Source organism: Promicromonospora panici, from assembly GCF_900608595.1.
GTDB lineage: Bacteria > Actinomycetota > Actinomycetes > Actinomycetales > Cellulomonadaceae > Promicromonospora > Promicromonospora panici.
This window is the reverse complement of sequence record NZ_UWYY01000004.1, coordinates 114,024-135,115: the sequence shown is the minus strand read 5'-3', so window position 1 is coordinate 135,115 and position 21,092 is coordinate 114,024. Positions and strand designations below refer to the sequence as shown.

Below are 21,092 nucleotides of genomic sequence, written 5' to 3'. Positions count from 1 at the left end.
GGATCCTGGCCGCGGGCCTACCGTGGGTGATGTCGGAGAGTTCCGTCATCACGTACGAGGGGGGCTTCGTGGTTGATCTCAAGCTGACTGTCCGGCGGTATCGCAGGACCATCGCGGTCACCGCGGCGGCGGCTCTGCTCGTTCCGGCGGCGGCGTTCAGCGCCGCGGGACAGGGCCAGGCGGCCGCACAGCTCCAGCAGCAGGAGGAGCTCCTGGGCCAGTCCGTGGTCACCGACGTCTCAGAGACCGAGCAGGTGGTCCACGTGGACGTGGCGCAGGATCCGGCGGCGGCGGACGCCTGGCTCGACGAGTCGGCGGAGGTGCTGGACGGCTGGACGGTCGTGGTGGCGGGGATGGAGAGCAAGCCGGGCAAGGAGCGCGCCGAGCTCGATGCCGAGGCGGTCGCCGACGACCCGGTGCCGCCCGCCGAGGAGTGCCCGGAGATCCCCGAGGGGCCTCGTTCCGGCAACGGGGCCACGACGCCGTACCTGGGCTGCGGCCCGAACGAGGGCGTGCACGCCACGGCGCGGACCGTCAAGGGCGGACCGTCGACCACGACGCTGGCCAAGGCGGTCGACGAGGTGCTGGCTTCTTACCTCCCCGGCGCCGACCTGCCGTCCACGAAGGTGCGGATCTCCAAGGGCGAGGCGACGGTCGACGTCGCCGCCGGGTTCGAGCGGGCGCTGGCGCACGCCGACGTCGACCCGGGCGACGTCTGGCAGGCGCTCTTGTTCACGGCGCACAGCAACGGGGCCATCGACTCGGTGAGGTTCACGCTCGACGGGGACTGCCTCGCCTTCGCGTACGCGACCGGCGGCGACATGTGCGCGTCGACCGACCTGCCGATCGAGCTGGACTGAGGGATGACGATGCGCGCGACGTTCCGTCGGCTGCTGTCCGCGTTCGCGGCCCTCGTGCTCGTCGGGAGCGGGCTGCTCGCCCTTGCCCCGGCCGCCGCCGCCGACGTCACCTACGTGCCGGACACGTGGAACGGCAAGGTCGTCTACCTGTCCGAGGCGTGCCACGACCGTGGCGACACCCTGTGCCATACCAACACCGGCTGTGACGGGTTCAGTGAGAACGCGAACGCCTACTCGCTGGCGGTGTCGGCGACCACCCAGCGGGACCCGGACCATATGAACCTGCTGGAACGGGGCTACAAGGTGGTACGGGGCAACGGTCTGACCAGGGCGAACATCGCCAACTCGAACCGGGTGGGCGCGGACCTGCACGTACCTCTGCACTCGAACGCGATCAGCAAGGCCTGCGAGTCGGGGTTCTCGACGGAGCGGTACGGCACCCAGGTGATGTACGTGTCGTCGGCGGGCAGGGAGTGCGCGCAGGTGATGAAGACCCGCATCGGCGCGAGCAGCCCGGGCACCAACGACGTCCGCCGGTACCGCACCGATCTCGGTGAGCTCAACCAGACCAACGCTGTGGCCTGCTATCTCGAGCAGGAGTACCACGTGTGGGACAAGGGCGTGAGCTGGATGCGGAACCGCGCCGACTGGTCCTGGCGGATCGGCCTCGGCGTCGACGTCTACCTGGGTTACCCGTGACGCGCGCGCGCCGGGTCGTCGCGGGCGCCGTCGTCGCGGCCGCCGTCGTCCTGCTCGCGGCCTGCACAGCGGCCCCGGTGGAGCCTGACCCGTCCGGATCGCCGTCGGAGACCGCGGCGACGAGTACGCCCGAGGGCGGAGCGACGTCGTCGGACGGACCCGGGGACCGGGACCCCGAGGGGCAGAACGCCGAGCCCACCCTCACCGTCCGCTCCGCGGGCGGCGCCTGGCTGGTGCGCGGCGCCGGTTACACGGGCGGCAACCAGTACCTGGTCCAGTGCACGGCCGGTACGACGCCGGGGGCGAGCGCCCTCGACGAGTGCGACATGTCGACCAGCGAGCAGGTGGTCGCCGACGACGACGGCGAGATCTCGGCGACACGACAGCCGAGAGCCTTCGTCAACGTCGGTTCGGTGTCCGAGGTCGACTGCACGGGCGACCCGTGCTCGCTGGCCGTCGCGGACCTGTCCGACCGGGTGCTGGCCGCCGCGGCCGCCCCGTTGCCCGACGGCGCCGAGCCGCCGGACGCGCCGACGCTCGAGCTGTCCGAGCAGGTGTTCGGCGACGACGGCGGCCGGGTCACCGTGACCGGGAAGGGCTACGCGCCCGGCGCGGCCGTGCGGATCGTGCAGTGCGCCGCGGGTCCGGACGGCGGCGTCGACGGCGAGAACTGCCTGTACGACGACGGCAAGCGGGTCGTCGCGGACCGGGCCGGAACGGTGGTCGCCCGGCTTCCCGTCCAGCGGGAGGTCGAGCTCGTCGCCGGGGGCGCGGCGGACTGCGCCGAGGCGGGTGCGTGCGTCGTCGCGAACGCGTGGACCGACGGGGGCCGGATGGCGCTGACCGACCTGCTCTGGGAGTAGGGGGCCGCGCCTCCTCGGATTGTCGGTGGTGCGTGGCAGGCTGTGTCCGTGCCTCCAGCAACCAAGCGCCGTACCGCCCCACCTCCCGCCGGCCGTAGCTGGGACGAGCCCACGCTCGCCCCGGTCGTGCTCGTGCGCGGCGCCGAGCCGCTCCTGACCGAGCGGGCGGTCGACGGCGTGGTGCGGCTCGCACGAGAGCGCGACCCGGAGGTCGAGAAGGTCGAGCTGGAAGGCGCCACGTACGGGGCGGGCCAGCTGCTGGTCGCCGCGAGCCCGTCGTTGTTCGGCGAGGCCAAGGTCGTGGTGGTCCGGTCGACGGAGTCCGGCACCGAGGAGCTGATGGCCGACCTCATCACGTACGTCGGCGCACCGGACGAGGAGACCGTCGTCGTGGTGGTGCACGGCAGCGGGCAGCGCGGCAAGAAGATGCTCGACACGATCACGAGGTCGGGCGCGCCCGTCATGGTGTGCGAGCCCGTGACGAAGGACGGCGAGAAGGCCTCGTTCGTCACGGGTGAGTTCAGGGCGGCCCGCCGCCGGGTCGACGCCGAGGCCGTGCGCGCCCTCGTCGACGCGCTCGGCAACGACCTGCGCGAGCTCGCGTCGGCCTGCTCCCAGCTGATCGCCGACACGACCGGCACCGTCACGGCCGCCACGGTCGACAAGTACTACGGGGGCCGCGTCGAGGCCACGGGCTTCCGGGTCGCGGACGCCGCGGTGGCAGGCGATGCCGGCGGCGCCGTCGCGCTGCTGCGGCACGCGCTGGACACGGGCCTCGACCCGGTGCCGATCGTCGCGGCCCTGGCGTTGCGCCTGCGCAACCTGGCGAAGGTCGCGTCGATGCGTGGCGGCGGGCTCTCGGCCCGGGACCTGGGCATGGCGCCCTGGCAGGTGGACCGCGCCCGCAAGGACCTGCGGAGCTGGACGCCCGAGGGCCTGGCGGCGGCGATCTCCGCCGTCGCGCAGGCTGATGCCGACGTCAAGGGCGAGGCCCGGGACACGGTCTTCGCGGTGGAACGCGCGGTCATGACGATTGCCCGCTCCCGCCGACCCCGTTGAGTGCTGGATCTTCGCCCTTCCGAAGGCGTCCGTGGGGAGAAAATCCAGCACTCAACGCAACAAGAAAGACGCCGTCCGTCCCACGGGGACCGACGGCGTCTTTCTAGGGGTGCTCAGAGAGCGGCGACCGACTTCGCGAGAGCCGACTTGCGGTTCGCAGCCTGGTTCGCGTGGATGACGCCCTTGGCGACAGCCTTGTCGAGCTTGCGCGACGCGGTGGCAAGGGTGACCGTCGCGGTCTCCTTGTCGCCGGCTGCGACGGCCTCGCGCACCTTGCGCACGTGGGTCTTCAGCTCCGACTTGACGGACTTGTTGCGCAGACGAGCCTTCTCGTTCGTCTTGATGCGCTTCATCTGGGACTTGATGTTTGCCACGATGGGACTTCCTGGTGTGTTCGCCTGACGGCGAGCGGATAGGTCGTAGAGGGCGGTCGCAGTTCCGGGACTGGGGTGGGGACCCGTGGAGAGGAACTGAGACTGTGCCCGCCGACCTGGGCGGACACGCGACCTCCAAGGCTACCAGAGCCCTCGCCGCGTCGTACGGCCGGTCCGGTGTGACACCGGCTACGCCCGCCGTCGGCAAAAGAACCTCTGACGAGGCACCTTAGAATTCGCCTCATGACTACCACCACGCTGAGGGGCCGTTTCCAGTGGACCGTGGTGGTTCCGATCCTTGCCGCGGCGCTCCTCGTGGTCACGTGGAGCAACCATGAGCATCCGGTGGTCCTGGCCGCGATCGGCGCGGCGCTCGTCGGTGCCGTGCTCGCGGCGGTGCACCATGCCGAGGTAGTTGCGCACAGGGTCGGCGAGCCGTTCGGCTCCCTCATTCTCGCGGTCGCGGTGACCGTGATCGAGGTCGGGCTGATCCTCATGCTGATGAGCAGCGGCAGCGACGCCGCCAGCACGTACGCCCGGGACACCGTGTTCGCCGCCGTGATGATCACGGTCAACGGGATCGTGGGGCTGTCCCTGCTCGTGGGCGCGAGCAAGCACCATCTGGTCAGCTTCAACGCGTCGGGCACCGGCTCGGCGCTCGCCACCGTGATCGCCCTGGCCGGGGTGACCCTGGTGCTGCCGCGCTTCACGACCTCCGCACCGGACGGGGCCTACACACCCTTCCAGCTCGGCTTCGCCGCGGTGGCGTCGCTGGTCCTGTACGGGGCGTTCGTGTTCACGCAGACCGTGCGGCACCGCGACTTCTTCCTGCCGGTCACGAGCGACCGGTACGGGCGCGTCACCGGGGTCATCCGCGACGAGGACGGCGACGACCACGCCGATCCGCCGGCCGTCAAGGAAGCGTGGCTCAGCCTCGGGCTGCTGGTCGTCGCGCTGGTCTCGGTGGTGTTCCTGGCCAAGATGCTCTCGCCCACCATCGAGTACGGGGTGACGGCGGCCGGCCTGCCCTACGGCCTGGTCGGCGTCGTGATCGCGTTCCTCGTGCTCGCGCCCGAGTCGATAGCCGCCGTGCGCAACGCCCTGCGCGACCGCGTGCAGGTCAGCCTGAATCTCGCCTACGGCTCCGCCATGGCGTCGATCGGCCTGACCATCCCCACCATCGCGGTGGCGATGATCTGGATGGGCGGGCCGCTCACTCTCGGCCTCGAACCGGTCCAGATGGTGCTGCTCGCGGTCTCGGTGGTGACGGCGATGCTGAGCATCGCGCCGGGCCGGGCCAACACGCTGCAGGGCGTGGTGCACCTGGTGCTGCTGGCCGCGTTCCTCGCGGTCTCGATCCAGCCCTAGCCACTCGGACACGTCGGAGGGTCAGAGGGCTGACGCCACCTGGTCGAAGACCGCCTTGTCCAGGATGGCGCCCTCGCGACGGACGGCGTCCGGGTGGATGCGGATCACGCGGTTGAGGCGCACCTCGGAGGCGCGGCCCGAACGGTCCCAGGCGCCGGTGCCGATGTCCATCCAGGTGCGGCCCGCGCGAGCCTCCTGCTCGGCGTCGCGGTCGTGGTCCTGGCTGGTCAGCTGCAGCGCGAGGAGCCAGGGCCCGTCGTTGCCCACGACGAGCACCGGGCGGTCCTTGCCCTGGCTGTGATCTTCTTCATACGGGACCCACGACCAGACGATCTCGCCGGGATCGGGCTCGCCGTCCATCTCCGGCCGGTAGACGGGCGTGACCCGGCCCACGAAGTCGCCGGGGTAGCCGTCGGTCTCGGGGAGGTTCCGGCCTGACGGCGGACGAGGCGTCCGCGGCTTCGGTCCCGGGGCGGAGCGGTCGCCGCTCGGGCGGCGATCGTCCTGGTCGAAGGCGGCACGCGCCACGGCCTCGACGACGTCGCCGAGCAGCTTGATCCACGGGTTCTGGTTCACGCAGGCAGGGTAGCCCGGCGCCGGCCCCCGAGCCGGGCGGCCGACGCCGGACGCCGCGCCCCGACGCCGGGCGCCCGAGCCGCGGAACGCCCGGATCAGGTGAGGTCGAGCGCCCGGTCCATGTACTTCACGACGTCGTTGAAGACATCCTCCGCGAGGATGTCGCCCTCGCGGCGCACGTCGTCCGGGTCGACGCGGATGACCCGGTTGATGCGGACCTCCGAGTCGCGGCCGGTGCTGTCCCAGCGGCCGGTGCCGACGTCCATCCAGATGCGGCCGGCCCGGGCCTCCTGCAGCGCGTCGCGGTCGTGGTCCTGGCTGGTCAGCTGCAGGCCGAGCAGCCAGGGCCCGTCCTTGCCCACGAGCAGCACGGGGCGGTCCTTGCCCTGGGCGTGGTCCTCCTCGTACGGCACCCAGGTCCAGACGACCTCGCCGGGGTCTGGGTCGCCGTCGAGCTCGGGGTTGTAGATCGGGTGGACGTCACCCTCGTAGTCGCCGGGGTAGCTGTTGTCAGATGCGAAGCTCACGTCCGGAACCGTACCGGAACGGGTGAACCGCGCATCCAGGACTTACCCGGCACACTGTCGGGCGAACTCCGCCAGCTCGGCTGCCATCGGCTCCGGCTCCCAGCTGTGCATCGCTCCCGGCATCTCCTTGTCGGTGCCCTTCGGCACGGCCGCCACGATGCTCGCCGCCGCCACGGGCATCTCGGGGAAGGTCTCCACCCCGTACATCGCGAGCACGGGGACCGTGACGTCGAGCGTGCCGTCCTCCAGCGCGTGCTGTGCCCAGGCGAGCGACTGCGCGTCCGCGCGGTAGGCGGCGACGGTAAGGGCGATCATCGGCCAGGCCGGGGACGACTCCATGCCGGCGAGCCACTCGGGCGGCATGTCCTTCATGTAGTGCCGCATCGCGTTCTCGTGATCTCCGGCGTCGAGCAGGCGCTCGATCTCGTCGGTCCACGCCTGCGTCGTCGCAGCGGGGTCGCCCAGGGGCGCCTCCCAGAGGGCGAGGCCGTCGACGGGCAGCCCGGCCGCGGCGGCCCGCAGGCTCACCGAGCACCCGGACGAGTGCCCGACCAGCACCGCCGAACCTCCCGCGACGTCGATCATCGCGGCGACGGCCGCCAGCTCCCGGTCGAGGTCGAGGCTCCCAACTGCCAGGCTCTCCCCGCGCCCCAGCCGGTCGAACGTGACGGTGGTCAGGCCCGCGTCGGCGGTGCGCTGCGCGGTCTCGGCGGTGATCGGGTCATCGGCCCGGTCCGGCCCGGCGCCCGTCACGAAGACGACGGCAGGTCCGGTACCGCCGCGCAGGTCGTAGGCGACGCGGTCGCCCTGGCTGGTGGTCGCGAATTCAGTCATGCCCGGTCCGACGGCGGGGCCACGCGTAACTCATCGGTCCCGTTTGTTGTGGGCGCGATCGTTGCGGTTTCACGCCCGCTTTAGGCGCAACGATCACGCCCACAACAAAGACGTGGCCTGGTGGGGTGGGGTGGTGTCACCGTGTGCGGATGAGCCTGCACGACGACGAGGTCGGATCCACCCCGGACCTCGTCCACCGCCTGATCGCCGAACAGTTCCCGCAGTGGGCGCACCTCCCCGTGACGCCGGGGCCAGCCGGCGGCACCGACCACCACCTCTTCCGGCTGGGCGACGAGCTGCTGGTCCGCATGCCCAAGATCGCCTGGGCCCAGGACCAGGCGCTCAGCGACGCCCGCTGGCTCCCGCGTCTGGCCCCGCATCTGCCGCTGCGGCTTCCCGTACCCGAGGCCGTCGGAGAGCCCGGCCAGGGCTTCCCGTTCCGCTGGTCGGTCACACCCTGGCTCGACGGCGCCTCACCCGCGCTCGGTGAGCTGGGAACCGGCGCAGCCTGGCAGCTCGGCGAGTTCGTCGCCGCGCTCCGCACGGTGAGCACCGAGGGCGGGCCGCTCGTGACCGGCACCTCCCGCGGCGTCCCGCTCGCCCGGCTGGACGACGCCGTCCGCGCCGCCGTCGCAGCGTCCGGCGACCGTATCGACGGCCCCGCCGTGACAAAGGTGTGGGAGGAGGCGCTCGATGCACGTCCGGCGTCGGACACGTACTGGATCCACGGCGACCTGCTGCCCGGAAACCTGCTGGCCGACGGCGGGCGCATGACCTCCGTCATCGACTGGGGAACCATCGGCATCGGCGACCCGGCCGCCGACCTGATCCCCGCCTGGACCCAGTTCGCGGGCGCGGAGCGGGCCGCCTTCCGGGCGGCGGCCACCGACGGGCTCGCCGATCCCGGCGACGCCTGGGCGCGCGGCAAGGGCTGGATGCTGGTCGAGGCCACGATCGCGCTGCCCTACTACTGGGACCGCTGGCCCGAGTTCGCGCTGGCCAGCCAGGCGCGGGTCGCGGCCGTCGTCGAGGGCTGAGGGGCAGGGACCGCGGCCGGCGTCGAACCGCCGGGCCGACACCGGTTGGAAACACAACCGGAACCGGCATGTCTTGACCATCGCCATACAGTTCGGCCATGACAGACCTGTTCGATGGATACCCCCTCCAGCAGGCCTTCGACGAGATGCTGGACCGCGACGGCACGCTGCGGTCCTGTTACGAGCAGGTGCACGGCCGGCTCACCGGCCTCACCGCCGACGAGGTCGCGTCGCGCGCGGACGCGCTGGCGCGCTCGTACCTGGCGCAGGGCGTCACGTTCGACTTCGCGGGGGAGGAGCGCCCGTTCCCGCTGGACGTGGTGCCCCGCGTCATCGAGCAGGACGACTGGACCGACATCGCGCTGGGCGTCCAGCAGCGGGTCCGCGCCCTGGAGGCGTTCCTCGACGACGTCTACGGCCCGCAGCAGGCGGTCAAGGACGGCGTCGTGCCGCAACGCCTCATCCAGTCCAGCTCCGACTTCCAGCGGGTCGCCGCGAGCATCCAGCCGGCGGGCGGCGTCCGCTGTCATGTGAGCGGCATCGACCTGGTGCGCGACGAGGCCGGCCAGTACCGCGTCCTGGAGGACAACGTCCGCGTGCCGTCGGGGGTGAGCTACGTGGTGAGCAACCGCCGGGCCATGGTCCGCACGTTCCCCGAGCTGTTCGGCCGGCTGCGGGTGCAGCCCGTCGTCGACTACCCGCAGCGGCTGCTGGCCGCCCTCGTCGCGAGCGCGCCCGACGGCGTCCCCGACCCCACTGTCGTGGTGCTCACCCCGGGCGTCTACAACTCCGCGTACTTCGAGCACAGCCTGCTGGCCCGGCTCCTGGGCGTGGAGCTGGTCGAGGGCCGCGACCTGTACACGAAGGGCGGCCGCGTCTACATGCGAACCACCGAGGGTTCGCGCCGGGTCGACGTCATCTACCGGCGGGTGGACGACGAGTGGATCGACCCCGTCGAGTTCCGGGGCGACTCCATGCTCGGCGTGCCCGGCCTGGTGAACGCCGCGCGGCTCGGGAACGTCACGCTCGCGAACGCACTCGGCAACGGGGTGGCCGACGACAAGCTCGTCTACACCTACGTGCCCGACCTCATCCGCTACTTCCTCGCCGAGGAGCCCGTGCTGGCGAACGTCGACACCTGGCGGCTGGAGGAGCCCGACGCCCGGGCCGAGGTGCTCGACCGCATGGACGAGCTCGTCGTGAAGCCCGTCGACGGCTCGGGCGGCAAGGGCATCGTGGTGGGGCCGCAGGCCACCCGCGCCGAGATCGATGCCGTCCGCTCCCGGATCGTCGAGGACCCGCGCGGCTGGATCGCGCAGCCCGTGGTGCAGCTCTCGACGGGGCCGACGTTCGTCGACGGCGCCTTCCGGCCCCGCCACCTGGACCTGCGCCCCTTCGCCGTGAACGACGGCTCCGACGTCTGGGTGCTGCCCGGCGGGCTCACCCGGGTCGCGCTCCCGGAGGGACAGCTCGTCGTGAACTCGTCGCAGGGCGGCGGGTCCAAGGACACCTGGGTGCTGGAGTCGGACGCCGGTCCGCGGCCGGTGGTCGCCGTTTCTGCTGAGAGCCGACCGGCCACCCGGCCGACGACGCCGCCGGCCGGCGTGCCCCGCGCGACCAACCCGGACGACGTCGCGGCGAACCAGCAACAGCAACAGCAACAGCAACAGCAGGTCTCGACGAGCTCGACCACCGCAACCGGAGGTGCCGCATGCTGAGCCGGATCGCGGAGTCGCTGTTCTGGATCGGGCGGTATGTCGAGCGCGCCGACGACACGGCGCGGATCCTCGACGTGCACGTCCAGATGCTGTCGGAGGACCCGTGGGCGGACGAGGCCACGGCCTGCCGGTCGCTGCTGGCGATCATGGACCACCCGGCGGGCCCCGGCGATCGCGAGGTGAACCGCGACACCGTGCTCCGGCTGTTGGCCCACGACCGGGAGAACCCGTCCTCGATCGCCGGGTCCCTGCTCGCGGCGCGGGAGAACGCCCGCCGGGCGCGCGAGATCGTCTCCACCGACCTGTGGGAGTGCCTCAACACGACGCGCAACACGCTCCCGTCGCACGCGCGCCGGGGGCCGCACGAGTTCTTCTCCTGGGTGCGGGAGCGGGCCGCCGTCGTCGCGGGGCTCATGGAGTCGGCGACGCCGCGGGACTCGACGTGGCACTTCATGGTCCTCGGTCAGGCGATCGAGCGGGCCGACATGACCGCGCGTCTGATCACCACCCAGGCCCGCCTCGGTACGGGCGGGCCCGGGTGGAACACCCTGCTGCGGTCCTGCGGCGCGTACGAGGCCTACCTGCGGACCTACCGCGGCCGGGCGTCCGACGCCGACGCCGCGGGCTTCCTCATCCTCGACCGGCTGTTCCCCAGGTCGATCGTCTACGCGCTGCACGCCGCGGAGCGCGCCCTGCGCGAGCTGGAGCCGGTCGAGGGCCGGCACGCCGTGTCGGACGACGCCCGCCGGGCGCTCGGCATCATGCGCTCCGAGCTGGAGTTCGCCCGGCTCGGTGACCTGCTCACCGACCTGCCGGACACCATGGAGCGTGTCCAGGTGGCGTGCACGCGGGCGAGCGGCGCGATCAAGCACCGGTACTTTCCGGCGGTGGCCACGACGGCCTGGGTGGAGGAGGCGCTGTGACGCTGCTGAAGGTGGTCCACACGACCCTGTTCGACTACGCGTCACCGGTCACGGACTCGTACAACCAGGCGCGCATGCGCCCCGTCCACGACGCGCGCCAGACGGTGCGCTCGGCGTCCTTGTCGACGTCGCCCACCACCTGGTCCGCCAGCCACACCGACTACTGGGGCACGAGCGTGACCGCGTTCGAGATCCTGCGTCCGCACACCCAGCTCCAGATCGTGGCCGAAGCGCTGGTGGAGGCCTCCGGGTACTCGGCGGGCGGCCGTCCCGCGGGTGATGTCCCCGGCTGGGAGGACCTGGCGAGCGAGCCCGTGCTGGACGCGCACGCGGCGTTCCTTGCCGAGTCGCCCGTGACCATGCCGCCGTCGGACCTCGCGGCGCTCGCCCTGGCGGCCGCCGGCGGGCTGGATCCCGACGGGGCGGCCGAGGCGATCTGCCTCGCCGTCCGGGACCGGCTCGAGTACGTGCCCGGCGTCACGACCGTGCACACCCCGGCGGACGAGGCGTGGGAGGCGCGGAAGGGCGTGTGTCAGGACATGGCGCACCTCGCGCTCGGCGCCCTGCGTTCGGTCGGCATCCCCGCGCGGTACGTGTCCGGCTACGTACACCCCGAGCCGGACGCCGGGATCGGCGAGCCGGTGCAGGGCGAGTCGCACGCCTGGGTCGAGTGGTGGACCGGCGAGTGGGTCGGCTACGACCCCACGAACCGGAAGTTCGTGGGCGGCGACCACGTGGTGGTCGGGCGCGGGCGCGAGTACGGCGACGTGCCGCCGTTCAAGGGCGTCTACGCCGGCGCGGGCTCCTCGACGCTCGCCGTGACCGTGGAGATCACGCGGGTCGAGTAACGGCTACGGCACGATCGGCAGCGCCGCCCACATTTCCGGCGCTCCGGATGACGTCCCCCGCCCGCCATGGAACTGTAGGAGCGTGTCCGTCGTTCTCCACGCGATGACCCACCTGGGCATCCGGCCGGAGACCCTCGGGCCGCAACCGAACCGCACCACATCTCGCGAAGGATCATGGACGCCGACTGTCATAGTCCCTGCCCAGCCGTACGCCGTAACCCCGCCGGGCGGAGGTGGTGGCGTTGAGCTGGGTGATCTCTCTCCTGCTGGGCGTCGTGGTGATCCTGGTGATCACCGTCGCGACGGGCTACTTCGTCGCGCAGGAGTTCGCGTACATGGCGGTGGACCGCGCCCGTCTCGCGGCCCGTTCGGAGGCCGGCGACGCCGGGGCGCGGCGCGCGCTCGGCGTGACCCGGCGCACCAGCTTCATGCTGTCCGGGGCGCAGCTCGGCATCACGGTCACGGGACTGCTCGTCGGGTACGTGGCGGAGCCGCTCGTCGGTGAGGCGCTCGGCGAGGCCCTCGGCGGCGTCGGGGTGCCTACCGGCATCGGCATCGCGGTGGGCACGGTGCTCGCACTCCTGTTCTCGACGCTCGTGCAGATGCTGTTCGGCGAGCTCGTCCCGAAGAACCTGGCCATCGCGCGGCCGGAGCCGGTGGCGCTGTGGCTCGCGCGCTCGACCACTGTCTACCTCGCGGTCTTCGGCTGGCTGATCAAGGTGTTCGACGCCGCGTCCAACGCGCTGCTGCGGCTGCTGCGCATCGAGCCGGTGCACGACGTCGAGCACTCGGCGACCGTCCGCGACCTGGAGCACATCGTCGCGGACTCGCGCGCGAGCGGTGACCTGCCCGGGGACCTGTCGGTGCTGCTGGACCGCATCCTCGACTTCCCGCGGCAGGACGTGGAGCACGCCATGATCCCGCGCGCCCGGGTCGGCGTCGTGCAATCCGGCGACACGCTCGCGCAAGTGCGCGAGCTGATGGGCCGCGGCCACTCCCGCTACCCGGTGGTCGACGACGACGGCGAGGTGGTCGGCGTCGTGCACCTGGCGGACCTGCTCTCGGCAGGCCCCGGGACGACGTCGGTCACGGACCTGCTGCGCCCCGCGCTCGTGCTGCCCACGGCGATGGCCCTGCCCGACGCCCTGCGGGAGCTGTCGGCCACGCGCAACCAGCTGGCGTGCGTCGTCGACGAGTACGGCGGGTTCGCCGGTGTGCTCACCGTGGAGGACCTCGCGGAGGAGCTGGTCGGCGAGATCACCGACGAGCACGACGACGAGATCGACCCCGTGACCGCGGCGTCGGACGGGGTGTGGGTGATGGCCGGCGACGTCCACCTGGACGAGGTGGAGCGGGCCGTCGACCGCGACCTGCCGGACGGTGACCACGAGACGATCGCGGGTCTCGCGATCGCCGCGCACGGCTCGCTGCTCGCGGCCGGCGACGTCGTCGACGTCGGGCTGCCCGCCGACCCGGCCGACCTGGTCGCGCAGGAGCCGCACGCGGACGAGGTGCTCCGGATCGAGGTGCTCGAGGTGGAGCGGCACGTGCCGTCCCGCGTCCGGGTCACCGTCGCCGAGGCCCTGACGGCCGCCGAGACCGAGGAGACCCGATGAGCAACCCCTGGGTCGTCCTCGCGGCGACCGTCCTCATCATCGCGCTGAGCGCGTTCTTCGTGGCCGTGGAGTTCGCGCTGCTCGCGGCCAAGCGGCACCGCCTGGAGGACGCGGCGTCCACCAGCCGCTCCGCCCGGGCCGCGCTGCGCAGCTCGAGCGAGCTCACGGTGCTGCTGGCGGGCTCACAGCTCGGCATCACCGTATGCACGCTGGCGCTGGGCGCCATCACCAAGCCCGCGGTGCACCACTGGCTGACGCCGGTGTTCGAGACGTGGGGCGCGCCCTACTGGGCGGCCGACGTCGCGGGCTTCGTGCTGGCGCTGGTCATCGTGACGTTCCTGCACCTGGTCGTGGGGGAGATGGCACCCAAGTCATGGGCCATCGCCCACCCCGAGGCCAGCGCCACGATGCTGGCGCTCCCGATGCGGGCGTTCATGGTCGTGACCCGGCCGGCGCTCCTGGCGCTCAACGGCGCGGCGAACTGGTGCCTGCGGCGGATCGGCGTCGAGCCGGCGGACCAGGTGGCGTCCGGGCAAGGGCCCGACGACCTGCGGCACCTGGTGGAGCACTCCGCCAGCGTCGGGGCGCTCTCGGTGGCCTACTCCGACCAGCTCTCGGGCGCGCTGGACCTGCGCCGCCTGACGGTCGAGGACCTGCTCGCCGGCCACGCGGCGCCGTCCGCTGTGGGGCAGGGGGCGACGGCCGCAGAGGTGCAGGAGGCGTCCCGCGCCTCCGGCCACCTGCGGATCCTCGTGCAGGGCGCGGGCGGGCGGCCTGACGGCGTCGTGCACGTCCGGGACACGCTCCTCCTGGCCGACGACGCGCCCGTCGCGGACGTCACCCGGCCCGTCTTCGAGCTCGCCGCGGACGTGCCGCTGCACAGCGCCCTGACGAGCATGCGGGAGACGGGCAACCACCTCGCGGTGGTGTCGCGGGACGACGGCCCGGGCGCGGGCTACGGCGTGGTCACGCTCGCCGACGTCCTCCGCCGCCTCTTGCCGCGCACGACGGCGGCCCAGGCCTGACCGCCTCCGCTGAGTGCGGGATATTCGCCCCCGGCAGACGGGTCAGAGGGGCGAATATCCCGCACTCAGCGAGCCTCGAGAACCGTGTCGACCTCCTGCAGGAAGTCCGGGAGGTCCTTCGGGATGCGGGACGTGATCAGCGGGAAGCCCGCGCCGTCGTCCCGGACCACCGGCAGGTCCACCCAGGTGCCGCCCGCGTTGCGGACGTCGGTGGCCAGGGACGGGTAGCTCGTCAGGGTCGCCCCGGACACCTTCCCGGCCTCCACCAGCGCCCACGGGCCGTGGCAGATCGCCGCGACCGGCCGTCCGGACGAGGTGAACGCCTCGACGACCGACATGGCAGGGGGCTGCAGGCGCAGCGTGTCGGCGTTGATCGTGCCGCCGGGCACGAGCAGCAGGTCGAAGCCCGCCGGGTCGACGGCGTCGATGGTGGTGTCCGGCTTGACGGACTCGCCGGGCTTCTCGTCACCCACCAGGGTCCGGACGTCGTCCCCGGTCACGGCAGCGACGGTCACCACGGCGCCGTGATCGCGCAGGTGGCGCACGGGCACGAGCAGCTCGTCCTGCTCGACGCCGTAGTTGGTCACTAGCACCAGTACTTGCTTGCTGGTCAGGTGCGGCATGGTTCTCCTCCTCCGGTCGGGACCGCTGCTCCCCGACCGTAGGCACGACCGCGCCTCGCTCGCACGGGACGTGGGAGAATGGCTGCTGGCCCCGCCTACCCTGACCACCACCCTGACGACGGAGCGAGAACGCTTTGCCCATCCCCGGTCCTGCGCTCACGGCGCGCATCCAGCCGAACGCCACCGCGCCCGAGCTGATCCGCAACTTCTGCATCATCGCGCACATCGACCACGGCAAGTCCACCCTGGCCGACCGCATGCTCCAGCTGACGGGCGTGGTCGAGGCGCGCGCCATGCGCGCGCAGTACCTGGACCGGATGGACATCGAGCGTGAGCGCGGCATCACCATCAAGTCGCAGGCGGTGCGCATGCCGTGGGCCCTGGCCGACGACGCGGGCGTGCTGACGCCGTACGCCCTGAACATGATCGACACCCCGGGGCACGTCGACTTCACGTACGAGGTCTCCCGCTCGCTCGCCGCGTGCGAGGGTGCGGTCCTCCTGGTCGACGCCGCCCAGGGCATCGAGGCGCAGACCCTGGCCAACCTCTACCTGGCCATGGAGAACGACCTGGAGATCATCCCGGTCCTGAACAAGATCGACCTGCCTGCGGCGCAGCCGGAGAAGTACGCCGAGGAGCTCGCGAACCTCGTGGGCACCGACCCGGAGGACGTCCTCAAGGTCAGCGGCAAGACGGGCGTGGGTGTCGAGGCCCTGCTCGACCGCATCGTGCAGCGCGTCCCTGCCCCGGTCGGCGACGCGAACGCCCCGGCGCGCGCCATGATCTTCGACTCCGTCTATGACACCTACCGCGGCGTCGTGACCTACGTGCGGGTGATCGACGGCGATCTGAACCCGCGCGAGAAGATCGCGATGATGTCGACGCGCGCCACGCACGAGCTCCTGGAGATCGGGGTCAGCTCGCCAGAGCCCCACCCGACCAAGGGCCTCGGCGTCGGCGAGGTCGGCTACCTGATCACGGGCGTGAAGGACGTGCGCCAGTCGAAGGTCGGCGACACCGTGACGAACGCGGCCAAGCCCGCGACCACCGCGCTCGCCGGCTACAGCGACCCCAAGCCCATGGTCTTCTCGGGCCTGTACCCGATCGACGGCTCCGACTACCCGGTGCTGCGTGACGCCCTGGACAAGCTCAAGCTCAGCGACGCCGCGCTCAACTACGAGCCCGAGACGTCGGTGGCGCTCGGCTTCGGCTTCCGCGTGGGCTTCCTGGGCCTGCTGCACCTGGAGATCGTGCGCGAGCGCCTGGAGCGCGAGTTCAACCTCGACCTCATCTCGACCGCCCCGAACGTCATCTACGAGGTGACGATGGAGGACAACACGACGGTCGAGGTGACCAATCCGTCGGAGTTCCCCGGGGGCAAGATCAAGGAGGTCCGCGAGCCCGTCGTCAAGGCGACGATCCTCACCCCGAGCGAGTTCGTGGGCGCGGTCATGGAGCTCGCGCAGTCCAAGCGCGGCGACCTGCAGGGCATGGACTACCTGTCCGAGGACCGCGTCGAGATGCGCTACCACCTGCCGCTCGGCGAGATCGTCTTCGACTTCTTCGACCAGCTCAAGTCCAAGACCCGCGGCTACGCGTCGCTCGACTACGACACGACCGGCGACCAGTCCGCCGACCTCGTGAAGGTCGACATCCTGCTGCAGGGCGAGCAGGTCGACGCGTTCAGTGCGATCGTGCACCGCGACAAGGCGTACTCCTACGGCGTCATGATGACCGCCAAGCTCAAGGAGCTCATCCCGCGCCAGCAGTTCGAGGTGCCGATCCAGGCCGCCATCGGCGCGCGCGTGATCGCCCGCGAGACCATCCGCGCCATGCGCAAGGACGTGCTCGCCAAGTGCTACGGCGGTGACATCAGCCGTAAGCGCAAGCTGCTGGAGAAGCAGAAGGAGGGCAAGAAGCGCATGAAGAACATCGGCTCCGTCGAGGTGCCGAAGGACGCGTTCATCGCCGCGCTCTCCTCCGACTCAGCTGCCCCCAAGGACAAGAAGAAGTAGTGCCCGCACTTCCCTCCGGCGAACCGGTCCCCACCGACGGCGCCCTCCCCGCCTGGCTCCACCCGGGGGTTGTGAGCGGGATCGTTGCGCCTAAAACGGGACACGTAGTCGCAACGAATGCGCTCACAACCAACCGGGCGTTCGGCGTGTACGTGCATGTGCCGTTCTGTTCCGTGCGGTGCGGCTACTGCGACTTCAACACCTACACGGCGTCCGAGCTGGGCGGCGGGGCGAACCAGGCGCAATACGCCACGACGGCGCTGCGCGAGGTGGACCTCGCCGCGAAGGTCCTGTCGGACGCCGGCCGCGCGCCCGCCGAGGTCTCGACCGTCTTCTTCGGCGGCGGCACCCCGACGATGCTGCCCGCCGAGGACCTGGCACGCGTACTGGGCGGCATCAAGGACGCGTGGGGCCTGGCTCCCGCCGCCGAGGTGACCACCGAGGCCAACCCGGACTCCGTCACGCCCGAGTCCCTGCGGGTCCTGGCCGACGCCGGGTTCACGCGCGTCTCGTTCGGCATGCAGTCCGCGATGCCGCACGTCCTGGCGACGCTGGAGCGCACCCACGACCCGCTGCGCATCCCCGACGTCGTGCAGTGGGCCAGGGACGCCGGGCTGGACGTGTCCCTCGACCTGATCTACGGCACGCCCGGCGAGTCCCTCGACGACTGGCGCGCCAGCGTGGAGACCGCGCTGGCCACCGGCGTCGACCACGTGTCGGCGTACGCGCTGGTGGTCGAGCCAGGGACGAAGATGGCCGCCCAGGTGCGGCGCGGCGAGGTGGCGCTGCCCTCCGAGGACGACCAGGCCACGAAGTACGAGCTCGTCGACGAACTGCTCACCGAGGCCGGCCTGCGCTGGTACGAGGTGTCGAACTGGGGCCGTCCGGGACACGAGTGCCGGCACAACATCGGGTACTGGCGCGGCGACGACTGGTGGGGCATCGGACCGGGCGCGCACAGCTACGTGTCGGCACCGGCCGCGCGGTCGGTCGGGACCGAGACACCCGCCGGCGTCCGCTGGTGGAACGTGAAGCATCCCCGTGCCTACGCGACGCGGCTGGAGGCCGGGCAGAGCCCGGGTGCCGGTCGCGAGCTGCTCACTCGCGAGGAGGCGCACCTTGAGCGCGTGATGCTGGGTGTCCGGCTGCGCGAGGGCCTCGACCTCGGCGTGCTGACGCCGTCGGGCCGCACCGCCGTGGCGGGGCTCGTGGCGCGCGGTCTGCTCGACGGCCGCGCCGCGGTCGGTGGCGGCAGCGAGCACAGCGTCGGCGGGGTGCCCGGGCGGGCCGTGCTGACCCGGCGCGGCCGCCTGCTCGCCGACGCCGTCGTACGCGACCTGACGGCCTGAAATTCAGCTCCGGAAATCTCCTCCGGAGTGCCGAATAGTTTGTTTGCACAGTAGGCGAAATCGTCGATATCTTGTGCCGATTCACACCGTTACGGAGGCGGCACAGCCCGCCCGGCAAGGGGCACGCGCATGAGCAACACCTACGGCGGCTGGAACCCACAGGACCCGTACGGGCAGGACCCCCGGCCGCAGGAACCTCAGCCGGTCGACCCGTACGGCCCGCGCGACCCCTACGGCCGCCCGGCCAACCCGTACGGCCGGCCCGACTACCAGCCCCAGCAGCAGCCGGAGCAGCGCGACCCGCAGCCCGGTGTCTGGGGCCAGTCCCAGGGGTACCAGCAGGCCCCCGCATCCGGCTACCAGCAGGGGCACCAGACCCCGCAGCCGGGATTCCCGCAGTACTCCGACATCCAGGGGGCGGAGCACCGGCCCGACGACGGCGAGCCCGCGACGGTCGGCAACGCGTGGCGCTGGGCCTGGAGCGCGTTCGGCGCGAGGTGGGGCATCTGGGTGCTGATGAGCCTGCTGCTCGGTGTGGCACAGCTCGCCGTCGTCCTGATGTTCAGCCCGTCCGCCCTGGCCGGCCTGCTGAACGCGACGGACCCAGCGGCGATCGACGCCGCGCAGGCCGCCGGCCAGACCCTCACCGCCAAGGGGCTCGCTGCCGCAGGCACCGGGATCTGCTTCCTGCTCCAGGCCCTGCTGTACGCAGGAGCGCTCGCCGCCACGCGGAAGCGCTCGGTGCGCTTCCGCGACTTCTTCGCCCTGCGCGGCTTCGGCGGGCTCCTCGGGTACGCGGTGATCACCGGCGCCCTCGGCTTCGCCAGCACCGTCGTGCCCATGGTCGGCTGGCTCGTGCAGGTCGTGTTCACACTGCTCCTGCTGCCGGTGCCGTTCCTGATCCTGAAGGGGGTGGGCTTCGGCCGGGCGCTCGCGGGCGGCGCCGGGCTCGTCCTGTCCCACCTCGGGGCCGCGCTCGCGGTCTTCGCGATCTTCGCAGGTCTCGCCCTCGCGTCGATCTTCACGTGCGGGATCGGGCTCGTCGTGGTCGCACCCGCGATGCTGCTGGTGGGGGCCTATCTCGTCCAGCGGTGGACCGGGGAGCCGGTCCACGCCTGATTCCCCGGTAACAACTCGGCAATTGCACATGCGCAGATGCGGAGAAGAGGTGAAGGTTGGGTCGGACCACTGACCAGCCAAGGGGAACCACATGAGTGAGAACACGCCGCAGAGCCCGTACGAGCAGAACCAGGGCGGTGGGACACCGCCGTCGGGTGGCCCGACGCCGCCGCCCGCCGGTGGGCCGACCCCGCCGCCGTCGGGTGGCCCGACGCCGCCGGCCGGCGGACCCACGCAGCCGCCCGCCTATGGTGGCGCGGGCCAGCCGCCCGCCTACGGCGGCCCCGAGGGGCCGTACGGGACGCAGCCGTCCGGCCCGTTCCGCGTGGGTGAGGCGCTGAGCTTCGGGTGGGACCGGTTCAAGGGGAACTGGCTGTTCTGGGTGCTGTTCGTGCTGCTCACGTTCGTGGTCGGCGGCATCTTCAACGCCGGGTCGATCGGTGACTACCAGGAGATCAACGAGGCCGCGATGCGCGGCGACATCAGCACCGAGGCGGCGGCCGGGGTATCCGCCGGCAGTTCGCTGCTCGGCCTGGTGGGCTCGCTGCTCACCTCGATCCTCGGCGCCCTCGGGATCAACGCCGCGCTGCGCGAGGTCTCCGGCGAGAAGGCGACCTGGGGCACGCTCTTCAAGGTCAACACCTACGGGATGATCATCCTCGCGGCGCTCCTGCTCATGGTTGCCGGCTTCGTCGGCCTGCTCCTGTGCGGGCTCGGCCTCATTGCGCTGGCGATCTTCGCCCCGTTCACGTACCACGGCGTGGTCGACAAGGCCCAGAACGCGTGGCAGGCCTTCACCTCGTCGTTCCGCCTGGTGGGGCAGAACTTCGGCCCGGTGTTCCTGCTCGAGCTCGCGCTCCTGGGCATCAACATCGTGGGGGCGATCCTGTGCGGGCTCGGCCTGTTCGTCACGATCCCGCTGTCGGTGCTCGCGCTCGCCTACGCGTTCCGCCGGATCACGGGCGGCCCGGTGTCGGCCGGCCCCGCCGCGGCCGGCCCGGCGGCCTACGGCGCACCCGCGGTCTGACCCCAACGCCGAGGGTAGAACCCTGGCGAGGTAGAACCCTGGCGAGCCAGGGTTCTACCTCGGCGGGGTGGGCTACTTGATGAAGCGGATGTTCACCGGGTAGCGGTACGGCTCGCCCCTGCTGTTCGCGACGGCCGCCATGATCATGAACACGATCGGGGCGATGAACACGAGGTACACGATCCCGCCGATGCCGAACGTGACGCCGGTGATGATCGCGGCGGCGATCAGCGCGATGACCACGGTGATCTGGAAGTTCAGGGCCTCCTTCGCCTCCTGGTCCACGAACCGGCTGCGGTCCTTGAACACGAGCCAGACCACCAGGGGCGCGATGAACCCCAGCACGAACGGGATGACCTGGGCGAGGACGGACCACATACGCTCGTCCGAGGGGCTGAGGGGCGGCTGCGGCTGGTAGGGCCCGCCGTAGGCGGGTCCTTGCTGGGGCTGACCCGGCTGCGGCTGCGCCGGCTGGGACTGGTCCTGGTACGGCGACTGACCAGGCGGCGGCGAGCCGTAGGCCGGACCCGGCTGCGGCTGCTGTGGCGGCGGACCGGGCTGCTGAGGAGGCTGCGGCTCCTGCGGGTTCTCGGACATGTGTCCAACGGTAGAGGCTGCGGCCCGCGAGGTGG

The 21,092-nt window shown here is 71.7% G+C and carries 21 protein-coding genes; 15 read left to right on the top strand and 6 right to left on the bottom strand.

Going from position 1 to position 21,092, the window contains the following annotated elements:
* Positions 1-29 precede the first annotated feature (29 nt).
* Genes EW117_RS05800 through holA form a run of 4 tightly spaced genes read left to right on the top strand, consistent with a single transcriptional unit; the run spans position 30 to position 3,481 of the window.
* Positions 30-860: a GerMN domain-containing protein gene (locus EW117_RS05800; protein WP_129784623.1), complete on the top strand. Its 831-nt coding sequence runs from the start codon at positions 30-32 to the stop codon at positions 858-860.
* 9 nt (positions 861-869) lie between these two features.
* The gene (locus tag EW117_RS05795; RefSeq protein WP_165362509.1) at positions 870-1,559 is read left to right on the top strand and encodes an N-acetylmuramoyl-L-alanine amidase; all 690 of its coding nucleotides are present in this window, start codon (positions 870-872) and stop codon (positions 1,557-1,559) included.
* Entirely contained in the window at positions 1,556-2,422 is an 867-nt protein-coding gene (locus EW117_RS05790; protein WP_129784619.1) for a neocarzinostatin apoprotein domain-containing protein, read from the top strand. The genes EW117_RS05795 and EW117_RS05790 overlap by 4 nt, the downstream gene beginning before the upstream one ends.
* A 48-nt stretch (positions 2,423-2,470) precedes the next feature.
* Complete coding sequence (holA, locus tag EW117_RS05785) at positions 2,471-3,481, top strand: DNA polymerase III subunit delta (RefSeq protein WP_129784617.1); 1,011 nt, start codon at positions 2,471-2,473, stop codon at positions 3,479-3,481.
* 113 nt (positions 3,482-3,594) lie between these two features.
* On the opposite strand, the gene rpsT is transcribed toward holA, so the two are convergent.
* Positions 3,595-3,855: a 30S ribosomal protein S20 gene (rpsT, locus tag EW117_RS05780; RefSeq protein WP_129784615.1), complete on the bottom strand. Its 261-nt coding sequence runs from the start codon at positions 3,853-3,855 to the stop codon at positions 3,595-3,597.
* Positions 3,856-4,098: 243 nt separating this feature from the next.
* Between rpsT and EW117_RS05775 the strand changes: the two genes are divergently transcribed.
* Complete coding sequence (locus EW117_RS05775; protein ID WP_129784613.1) at positions 4,099-5,223, top strand: calcium:cation antiporter; 1,125 nt, start codon at positions 4,099-4,101, stop codon at positions 5,221-5,223.
* A gap of 21 nt (positions 5,224-5,244) precedes the next feature.
* Here EW117_RS05775 and EW117_RS05770 read toward each other — a convergent pair whose 3' ends face one another.
* The 3 genes from EW117_RS05770 to EW117_RS05760 all read right to left on the bottom strand — a co-directional run bounded on the left by EW117_RS05770 (position 5,245) and on the right by EW117_RS05760 (position 7,160).
* Positions 5,245-5,799 carry a type II toxin-antitoxin system PemK/MazF family toxin gene (locus tag EW117_RS05770; RefSeq protein WP_129784611.1) on the bottom strand — a complete coding sequence of 185 codons (555 nt, stop codon included), beginning with the start codon at positions 5,797-5,799 and terminating at the stop codon, positions 5,245-5,247.
* Positions 5,800-5,894: 95 nt separating this feature from the next.
* Positions 5,895-6,326 carry a type II toxin-antitoxin system PemK/MazF family toxin gene (locus tag EW117_RS05765; RefSeq protein ID WP_129784609.1) on the bottom strand — a complete coding sequence of 144 codons (432 nt, stop codon included), beginning with the start codon at positions 6,324-6,326 and terminating at the stop codon, positions 5,895-5,897.
* 42 nt (positions 6,327-6,368) lie between these two features.
* Positions 6,369-7,160, bottom strand: a complete 792-nt coding sequence (locus tag EW117_RS05760; protein WP_129784607.1) for an alpha/beta fold hydrolase — start codon at positions 7,158-7,160, stop codon at positions 6,369-6,371.
* A 149-nt stretch (positions 7,161-7,309) separates the two neighbouring features.
* On the opposite strand from EW117_RS05760, the gene EW117_RS05755 reads away from it, so the two are divergent.
* From EW117_RS05755 to EW117_RS05730, 6 genes are all read left to right on the top strand, one after another.
* Positions 7,310-8,197 (top strand): aminoglycoside phosphotransferase family protein, encoded by an 888-nt coding sequence (locus EW117_RS05755; RefSeq protein WP_129784605.1) that lies wholly within the window; start codon positions 7,310-7,312, stop codon positions 8,195-8,197.
* Between the two features lie 98 nt (positions 8,198-8,295).
* A complete protein-coding gene (locus EW117_RS05750) occupies positions 8,296-9,915 on the top strand; it encodes a circularly permuted type 2 ATP-grasp protein (protein WP_129784603.1) in 1,620 nt (539 codons plus the stop codon).
* Positions 9,909-10,838 carry an alpha-E domain-containing protein gene (locus EW117_RS05745; RefSeq protein ID WP_129784601.1) on the top strand — a complete coding sequence of 310 codons (930 nt, stop codon included), beginning with the start codon at positions 9,909-9,911 and terminating at the stop codon, positions 10,836-10,838. Before EW117_RS05750 ends, EW117_RS05745 begins: the two co-directional genes overlap by 7 nt.
* The gene (locus tag EW117_RS05740; protein ID WP_207211765.1) at positions 10,835-11,686 is read left to right on the top strand and encodes a transglutaminase family protein; all 852 of its coding nucleotides are present in this window, start codon (positions 10,835-10,837) and stop codon (positions 11,684-11,686) included. Before EW117_RS05745 ends, EW117_RS05740 begins: the two co-directional genes overlap by 4 nt.
* Before the next feature lie 242 nt (positions 11,687-11,928).
* Positions 11,929-13,302 (top strand): hemolysin family protein, encoded by a 1,374-nt coding sequence (locus tag EW117_RS05735; protein WP_129784599.1) that lies wholly within the window; start codon positions 11,929-11,931, stop codon positions 13,300-13,302.
* Positions 13,299-14,327 carry a hemolysin family protein gene (locus EW117_RS05730; RefSeq protein ID WP_129784597.1) on the top strand — a complete coding sequence of 343 codons (1,029 nt, stop codon included), beginning with the start codon at positions 13,299-13,301 and terminating at the stop codon, positions 14,325-14,327. Before EW117_RS05735 ends, EW117_RS05730 begins: the two co-directional genes overlap by 4 nt.
* A gap of 65 nt (positions 14,328-14,392) precedes the next feature.
* Here EW117_RS05730 and EW117_RS05725 read toward each other — a convergent pair whose 3' ends face one another.
* Positions 14,393-14,950, bottom strand: a complete 558-nt coding sequence (locus EW117_RS05725; RefSeq protein WP_129784595.1) for a DJ-1/PfpI/YhbO family deglycase/protease — start codon at positions 14,948-14,950, stop codon at positions 14,393-14,395.
* A 134-nt stretch (positions 14,951-15,084) separates the two neighbouring features.
* Between EW117_RS05725 and lepA the strand changes: the two genes are divergently transcribed.
* The 4 genes from lepA (at position 15,085) to EW117_RS29310 (ending at position 20,460) form a co-directional block, all read left to right on the top strand.
* Positions 15,085-16,965 carry a translation elongation factor 4 gene (gene lepA / locus EW117_RS05720; RefSeq protein WP_277986449.1) on the top strand — a complete coding sequence of 627 codons (1,881 nt, stop codon included), beginning with the start codon at positions 15,085-15,087 and terminating at the stop codon, positions 16,963-16,965.
* On the top strand, positions 16,965-18,314 hold the full coding sequence (gene hemW, locus EW117_RS05715; RefSeq protein ID WP_129784593.1) for a radical SAM family heme chaperone HemW: 1,350 nt from the start codon (positions 16,965-16,967) through the stop codon (positions 18,312-18,314). Before lepA ends, hemW begins: the two co-directional genes overlap by 1 nt.
* A 129-nt stretch (positions 18,315-18,443) precedes the next feature.
* Positions 18,444-19,433: a YybS family protein gene (locus EW117_RS05710; protein ID WP_129784591.1), complete on the top strand. Its 990-nt coding sequence runs from the start codon at positions 18,444-18,446 to the stop codon at positions 19,431-19,433.
* A gap of 91 nt (positions 19,434-19,524) precedes the next feature.
* Entirely contained in the window at positions 19,525-20,460 is a 936-nt protein-coding gene (locus EW117_RS29310) for a hypothetical protein (protein ID WP_165362507.1), read from the top strand.
* Positions 20,461-20,532: 72 nt separating this feature from the next.
* Here EW117_RS29310 and EW117_RS05700 read toward each other — a convergent pair whose 3' ends face one another.
* The gene (locus tag EW117_RS05700; RefSeq protein WP_129784589.1) at positions 20,533-21,057 is read right to left on the bottom strand and encodes a DUF4870 domain-containing protein; all 525 of its coding nucleotides are present in this window, start codon (positions 21,055-21,057) and stop codon (positions 20,533-20,535) included.
* Positions 21,058-21,092 lie beyond the last annotated feature (35 nt).

Bases quoted from the DNA above. Each gene is read 5' to 3' on its own strand.
- EW117_RS05795 (WP_165362509.1), top strand. From the start codon at position 870: ATGCGCGCGACGTTCCGTCGGCTGCTGTCCGCGTTCGCGGCCCTCGTG.
- EW117_RS05710 (WP_129784591.1), top strand. From the start codon at position 18,444: ATGAGCAACACCTACGGCGGCTGGAACCCACAGGACCCGTACGGGCAG.
- EW117_RS05755 (WP_129784605.1), top strand. From the start codon at position 7,310: ATGAGCCTGCACGACGACGAGGTCGGATCCACCCCGGACCTCGTCCAC.
- EW117_RS05730 (WP_129784597.1), top strand. From the start codon at position 13,299: ATGAGCAACCCCTGGGTCGTCCTCGCGGCGACCGTCCTCATCATCGCG.
- EW117_RS05745 (WP_129784601.1), top strand. From the start codon at position 9,909: ATGCTGAGCCGGATCGCGGAGTCGCTGTTCTGGATCGGGCGGTATGTC.
- EW117_RS05750 (WP_129784603.1), top strand. From the start codon at position 8,296: ATGACAGACCTGTTCGATGGATACCCCCTCCAGCAGGCCTTCGACGAG.
- EW117_RS05800 (WP_129784623.1), top strand. From the start codon at position 30: ATGTCGGAGAGTTCCGTCATCACGTACGAGGGGGGCTTCGTGGTTGAT.
- EW117_RS05700 (WP_129784589.1), bottom strand. From the start codon at position 21,057: ATGTCCGAGAACCCGCAGGAGCCGCAGCCTCCTCAGCAGCCCGGTCCG.
- EW117_RS05775 (WP_129784613.1), top strand. From the start codon at position 4,099: ATGACTACCACCACGCTGAGGGGCCGTTTCCAGTGGACCGTGGTGGTT.
- EW117_RS05760 (WP_129784607.1), bottom strand. From the start codon at position 7,160: ATGACTGAATTCGCGACCACCAGCCAGGGCGACCGCGTCGCCTACGAC.
- EW117_RS05725 (WP_129784595.1), bottom strand. From the start codon at position 14,950: ATGCCGCACCTGACCAGCAAGCAAGTACTGGTGCTAGTGACCAACTAC.
- EW117_RS29310 (WP_165362507.1), top strand. From the start codon at position 19,525: ATGAGTGAGAACACGCCGCAGAGCCCGTACGAGCAGAACCAGGGCGGT.